We start from the raw sequence: 5,724 nt of genomic DNA on the forward strand, positions 1-5,724 counted from the left end.
GGGTTCTTAGTTACTCAGTTTACGTTGTAGCACTACTATTTATTCTAACAAAGCTAATGATTTTATTACTTCCTGGGAATCTTTTTTTCTGCCAATTACCAGATGGTACATAACCTTATTGTTAATAATGTCTAATTTGTTGTTTAGATAGCAAATTAAGTTTTTTCTATCTTGATCCTGCTTGATTGAAGAGTAATATTCTATATTTAACTTGTCGTAAATACTGACAATTTCAATATTAGTTTTTCTTGTTTTTGCCTGTTTTGCAAGGATTTCTTTAAAATCATTCATTTGATCATCTGTAAAATATAGCTTGTATAATGGCTTTTTGATTATAGGTATTTTATATAATGTGCCTTTTTTAGCTTTACGTACGTATGGAGATAATTCAATAATTTCTTCAGTCGTTCTTACTCTTCTATCTAACTCTATAGCATCTTCATCTATCTTTTTTACTTTGATTTCTGTTTTAAGGGAGAAATCTTGATTTAAAATAAGATTTATTTTAGCTGATAATCCAAGTAAATAGCTTCTGCATTGGGTTATAACGCTTAAATCCGTATGTCTCCACCTGATCATAGTATAGATTGGTGGAATTTCATGGATTCCGGGTAAATTGATTTTTAGAGAGTCTTTAATATTGTTAAAGTTTATTTTGCATTCAATGGTTTTTTGTCTAATGAGGACATATATTGGATTAAGTTCTTTCGTCTTAATATCTTTTGAATGCAGGTCTAATAGGTTTATTGTATTTGGAAATTCGCTAAAAATATGAGAATGCACAATAGTTTTTAGTCCTGTTAGTTTTCTTAACAGGAAAAAGTATATTTTTTTTAGGCTGATTTCTGTTAGAAGTAGCCTGTATATGAAAGTTAAACTTCTTGATTGCATACTAATTCTAGAGTTTTGTATACTCTATTGAGCGGTTCATCAATATCCATAAATTTACCAGACTCCGTCAGGGTTTCTATAATTGATCTAAATTGTTCACCTTCACAGTTAAAGTGTGTGCTGAACTGTAATCTGACAGGATTATTCGAATGAGAGTTTTGTAGCAAGTATTCTGATGTCTTTACCTTGGAAATCTCTCCCGGTTGAGATAAAGGAGGAGATTTTGTTGATGAAACTCTAATAATTACTACATTATCAGTTTTATATTCTAAGAGATCGTCATCTTGTACAAGTAGTACGGATATCTTACTTGATAAAATCTTAAGCAGGCTATCTAGTATTACGTCAACTTTTACGTACTTTTCAAGTCCTTCTCCGTATAATACTTGCTGTATTTTAGTTGGTATTATAGGATCAGTATGCCTGAATTCAATAGGAAATCCTTTGTAATCTGTTATTAATACAGCACCAACATATCCATTTGTATTGGATGAATATGCTGTTCCGTATGCTAATTTTATATTTTCATGATTCATTTTATTATTTTTCTTGTTGCTAATTCTTTTGTAGTTAGTAATTTCCTTAATTTCATAATAGCTTGTGCATGAAGCTGACAAACTCTTGATTCCGAGATAGATATAGCTTCACCGATTTCCTTTAGGGTCATATTTTCATGGTAATAAAGTGCTAGAATCATTTTTTCTCTTTCAGGCAATTTCGATAAGGCTGTAGATAGTTCTTTTTTGACATCTGTAGCTTCTAGCTGCGTTAAAGGGTCTGGTGCGTTAGTATCTTGTATAGTATCGATTATTTCTAAGCCTTCAGAAGAGGAAGAATCTCTACTATCGTAAAGGGAAACTAGAGAATTGGTTTCCATTTCTGCCATTGTACTTTCAACTTTTTCTTTTGTTGTTTCAATTTCTATGGCAATTTCTTCTGTTGAAGGAGCCCTACCTAGTTTGAGCTGTAATTTTAGTACTGCGTTTTGAATTTTCTTAAATCTTCTTTGTGTTCCTCTTGGAACCCAGTCCTGACTTCTAATTCTGTCGATGATGGCGCCTCTTATACGCATAAGGGCATAGGTCTCAAACCTGACTCCTTTGCTGGGCACGAAACGCTCAATGGCATCAATTAGACCTTCTACACCGTAGCCTGCTATATCATCAGTCGCTATAGAACCAGGAAGATTCATTCTTAATCTGCCGACTACGTACTTAATAAGATAAATATATTGAACAATAAGCTTATCCCTGGTCTCTTTATTATTCTTATCAAGAACATATTGAGCCCAGAGTTTATCTACATCTGAATCAGAAAGCTTTTTTTGCTTCTGACTCGCTGTTTTTGTCATGATACCTTCTCTAGTATCCATTTAAAACCCTTATCTTCCCAGTCGATTTTTTTGATCATGATTAGTTGGTCAGGAAATATTTCCTAACATAAATTTAATTGGACAAAGGTTAGAAGACATCATTCAAATATTGTATTTGGCTTTTAAAGGTAAAAAACTTAGCTAAACTGTGTTATTTTATTTTTGTTGGCTAACTTTAATACTTAATTTAGACTGGTTTAAAATTATTTATTTGTTATACTATTTACTAAATTCGTTTTACAAGTAAATATGGAGAAGAATAATGGTAATGACGGACGCTCAAGTGAAATATGAAATTAAAGACATTAATCTTGCGAATCAAGGTAAAAAGCAAATTGAGTGGGCAAACAAAGATATGCCTGTTTTACAGTTTATTAGAGAAAGATTTTCTAAAGAAAAACCTTTACAGGGGATTAAGATTGCAGCTTGCTGCCATGTTACAAAAGAGACAGCAAATCTTGCAATTACATTAAAAGAAGGTGGAGCTGATGCTATTTTAATTGCATCAAACCCTCTTTCTACACAAGATGATGTAGCTGCATCTTTAGTTAAAGACTATGGAATTTCTGTTTTTGCTATTAAAGGTGAAGATACAGCTACTTATACAAGGCACGTAAATTTGGCTCTTGATCATAAGCCTCAAATCATTATTGATGACGGTTCTGATGTGGTTGCAACTCTTATTCAAGAAAGACCTGATCAAATTAAAGATATTATTGGTACTACTGAAGAAACAACAACAGGTATTGTAAGATTAAAAGCTATGGAAAAAGATAATAAATTAGCTTTTCCTGCAATGGCTGTTAATGATTCTCAGACAAAACATTTCTTTGATAACAGATACGGTACAGGCCAAAGTACTCTTGATGGAGTAATTAGAGCTACAAATATTCTTCTTGCAGGAAAAAATGTCGTAGTAGTCGGTTATGGCTGGTGTGGTAAAGGTACTGCTATGAGAGCAAGAGGTCTTGGTGCTAACGTAATCGTTACTGAAATTAATCCTATAAAAGCTATTGAAGCTGTTATGGATGGATTTAGAGTAATGCCAATGAATGAAGCTGCTAAAATAGGCGATATATTCATTACAGTTACAGGAAATAGACACGTAATTGACTTATCCCATTTTAAAGAAATGAAAGATGGCGCTATGGTATGTAACTCAGGTCACTTTGATCTTGAGCTTAACCTAGAAGGTCTTAAAACTGTAACTAAAGAGATTAAACAAATAAGACCTTTTTTAGAGGAATACGTCTTAGAAAATGGTAAATCAGTGCTTGTATTAGGCGAGGGTAGATTAGTTAACCTTGCAGCTGCTGAAGGGCATCCTGCAAGTGTTATGGATATGAGTTTTGCTAACCAGGCTCTTGCTGTTGAGCATTTAGTGACAAATCAAGGTAAATTAGAAAATCAAGTTTATGTTCTTCCTGCACAAGTTGATCTTGACATTGCGGGATTAAAACTCAAATCAATGGGAGTTGAAATAGACACTTTAACACCTGCTATGGTTGAGTACTTAAATAGTTGGCAAATAGGAACATAAATCTTTAATGATATATTCAAAAGCCGTTCTCATTTGAGAGCGGCTTCTGTTTTTTAAATAAAAATAAGTTAGATCAGTCAAGCTTTAAAATTGGAATTAACGTTGATCTGTAACCATGATTAAATGCCAACCAAATTGTGTTTTTACAGGTTCTGAAATTTCATTAATTGGTAAGGTATAAGCTGCATTTTCAAACTCTGCAACCATATTTCCTCTTTTAAAGAATCCAAGATCACCACCCTGATACCCTGATGGACATTTGGAATTTTTTCTTGCGGCATGTCCAAAGTCTTTACCATTTAAAATCTCTTCTCTAATTTTGTCAGCTTCTTCTTTTGTGGCAACCAATATATGGCTTGCTCTCACTTCTGTTAACTTTTCCATTTTCTATCCTTTTTATTTTACAGGTATAGCTCTAATTACCAAAAATTAAAATTTTTATATAAGAACTTTTAATACTATTTTAATTTATAAGTCTATTTTCATGAAGATACTTTTTAAAAAACTCGAAGTATTGATATACAAATACTTTGAGTTTTTAAGCATTTAGCTGTTTATATTTAATTCTTGAAATTAAAAAATTAATGCTTGCTTTTTTTAAAAAATATACTAAAAGCCAGTTTGCTAAACTTTCCAATCTCATTTTTTAGAACATAGTTTTCATCTCTTAGGTTTGATATTTTTGATTTTAATCTTTCATTTTCAGTTTTGCATTTGGCAAATTTTTCTATAATTTCGTCTATTTTATATAATTTTCCATCTATATTCTCAAGCTTTTCATCAATAACTTTTGATAAATTATCGATAATATCCTGTTTATCATCAATGATATTGCTAACAAATATATTTAAACCTGAATTCTGTGTAAAAATATTTTCTTTTTCCTGAGTATTTAAAAATGATTTTCTTAAATTATCCAGAATATTAGTAGTATTTTCATTATTAACCTGATTTAAAGTGTTATTTACTCCAGGAAAGTGCTCATCATCTGTATTTACAGAATGTTTTTCTCGAGTAGTAATATCTAAAAATGTGCTCACACCTCAATCTCCTCACGAATATATTCTTCCTCAAGTATCTACAAAAAACTATAGCATAAAAATGTTGTGCTTCAATTCATTTTTTAAAATTTCTTGTATTTTGCTTTGTAACTATTTTATAAAAATAACAGTATATAGATCAACCAAAGACTTTATAGGGGAAATAATCAAGGGTACTACACGTGTAGTACCCTTGTGAAATCTGGTTAATAAAAATTAAAAATATTCTTTATTAAGGTATAAAGCATCAGCAGATGATAATTGTCCATTTTCATCTGTATAAATGTCGTATAAGTTAAATAATTTAAAGCCTTTTTCTCTTAAAAACGTATCAACTTCCCCAAAAAGTGGCTGATTTTCATATAATGTATCAAATTCAACTTCCGTGAGAATTAGCTTAGTTTGTGGGAGTAGCTTTTCGCATCCTATTAGTGCTTGAATTTCATATCCTTGTAAGTCTAATTTCAAGATATCAATCTCGCTATTTAAGATTTCATCAAGTCTTACTTGGTCCACATCTATAGTTTGCTTGATTGTATAACTTGGTTCAGCAGGTTTTAAGACTGATGATGCTGGATTAAAGTTAGTAACATAAAATGAGATATTTTTATTTTCATCACCAAGAGCTTTGTTATGTATAGTTACTTGGTCAAATTTCTTAAACTTATCTTCCAAAGCTTTTGCTAATTCAGGTATTGGTTCAAAACAATGCACTGTACACTTATTATGATACATTCTTAAAAATTTATATGTCAAATCACCTTTATTAGTACCACCATCAATTATAACAGGTGATTTGACCTGAATTTTTTGCTTAATATCTTTATCCAGGTTTCTTATCGCATAGCGGCCTGATTCATAGCCATAAGGAGAAAGTAGCA

7 protein-coding genes are annotated in these 5,724 nt (G+C 31.3%); 1 reads left to right on the forward strand and 6 read right to left on the reverse strand.

Annotated elements, in window-relative coordinates; all coding sequences use genetic code 11:
* Nucleotides 1-39: 39 nt before the first annotated feature.
* Genes A2255_09165 through A2255_09175 form a run of 3 tightly spaced genes read right to left on the reverse strand, consistent with a single transcriptional unit; the run spans nucleotide 40 to nucleotide 2,242 of the window.
* Nucleotides 40-891 carry a hypothetical protein gene (locus tag A2255_09165; GenBank protein ID OGI21217.1) on the reverse strand — a complete coding sequence of 284 codons (852 nt, stop codon included), beginning with the start codon at nucleotides 889-891 and terminating at the stop codon, nucleotides 40-42.
* Complete coding sequence (locus A2255_09170; GenBank protein OGI21218.1) at nucleotides 873-1,427, reverse strand: hypothetical protein; 555 nt, start codon at nucleotides 1,425-1,427, stop codon at nucleotides 873-875. The genes A2255_09165 and A2255_09170 overlap by 19 nt, the downstream gene beginning before the upstream one ends.
* Complete coding sequence (locus A2255_09175; GenBank protein OGI21233.1) at nucleotides 1,424-2,242, reverse strand: hypothetical protein; 819 nt, start codon at nucleotides 2,240-2,242, stop codon at nucleotides 1,424-1,426. Before A2255_09175 ends, A2255_09170 begins: the two co-directional genes overlap by 4 nt.
* Nucleotides 2,243-2,525: 283 nt before the next feature.
* Between A2255_09175 and A2255_09180 the strand changes: the two genes are divergently transcribed.
* Nucleotides 2,526-3,803 (forward strand): adenosylhomocysteinase, encoded by a 1,278-nt coding sequence (locus A2255_09180; protein ID OGI21219.1) that lies wholly within the window; start codon nucleotides 2,526-2,528, stop codon nucleotides 3,801-3,803.
* Nucleotides 3,804-3,899: 96 nt separating this feature from the next.
* Here the strand turns inward: A2255_09180 and A2255_09185 are convergent, their stop codons facing one another.
* The 3 genes from A2255_09185 to A2255_09195 form a co-directional block, all read right to left on the reverse strand.
* The gene (locus A2255_09185) at nucleotides 3,900-4,187 is read right to left on the reverse strand and encodes a peptidylprolyl isomerase (GenBank protein OGI21220.1); all 288 of its coding nucleotides are present in this window, start codon (nucleotides 4,185-4,187) and stop codon (nucleotides 3,900-3,902) included.
* 197 nt (nucleotides 4,188-4,384) lie between these two features.
* Complete coding sequence (locus A2255_09190; GenBank protein ID OGI21221.1) at nucleotides 4,385-4,843, reverse strand: hypothetical protein; 459 nt, start codon at nucleotides 4,841-4,843, stop codon at nucleotides 4,385-4,387.
* Between the two features lie 216 nt (nucleotides 4,844-5,059).
* Nucleotides 5,060-5,578 carry a hypothetical protein gene (locus A2255_09195; GenBank protein ID OGI21222.1) on the reverse strand — a complete coding sequence of 173 codons (519 nt, stop codon included), beginning with the start codon at nucleotides 5,576-5,578 and terminating at the stop codon, nucleotides 5,060-5,062.
* Between the last annotated feature and the right edge of the window lie 146 nt (nucleotides 5,579-5,724).

Source organism: Candidatus Melainabacteria bacterium RIFOXYA2_FULL_32_9 (assembly GCA_001784615.1).
Classification (GTDB): domain Bacteria; phylum Cyanobacteriota; class Vampirovibrionia; order Gastranaerophilales; family UBA9579; genus UBA9579.

What these genes read in the sequence shown, in the direction of transcription:
- A2255_09165 (OGI21217.1), bottom strand. Translation starts at nt 891, where the DNA reads ATGCAATCAAGAAGTTTAACTTTCATATACAGGCTACTTCTAACAGAA.
- A2255_09170 (OGI21218.1), bottom strand. Translation starts at nt 1,427, where the DNA reads ATGAATCATGAAAATATAAAATTAGCATACGGAACAGCATATTCATCC.
- A2255_09180 (OGI21219.1), top strand. Translation starts at nt 2,526, where the DNA reads ATGGTAATGACGGACGCTCAAGTGAAATATGAAATTAAAGACATTAAT.
- A2255_09195 (OGI21222.1), bottom strand. Translation starts at nt 5,578, where the DNA reads ATGTATCATAATAAGTGTACAGTGCATTGTTTTGAACCAATACCTGAA.
- A2255_09175 (OGI21233.1), bottom strand. Translation starts at nt 2,242, where the DNA reads ATGACAAAAACAGCGAGTCAGAAGCAAAAAAAGCTTTCTGATTCAGAT.
- A2255_09185 (OGI21220.1), bottom strand. Translation starts at nt 4,187, where the DNA reads ATGGAAAAGTTAACAGAAGTGAGAGCAAGCCATATATTGGTTGCCACA.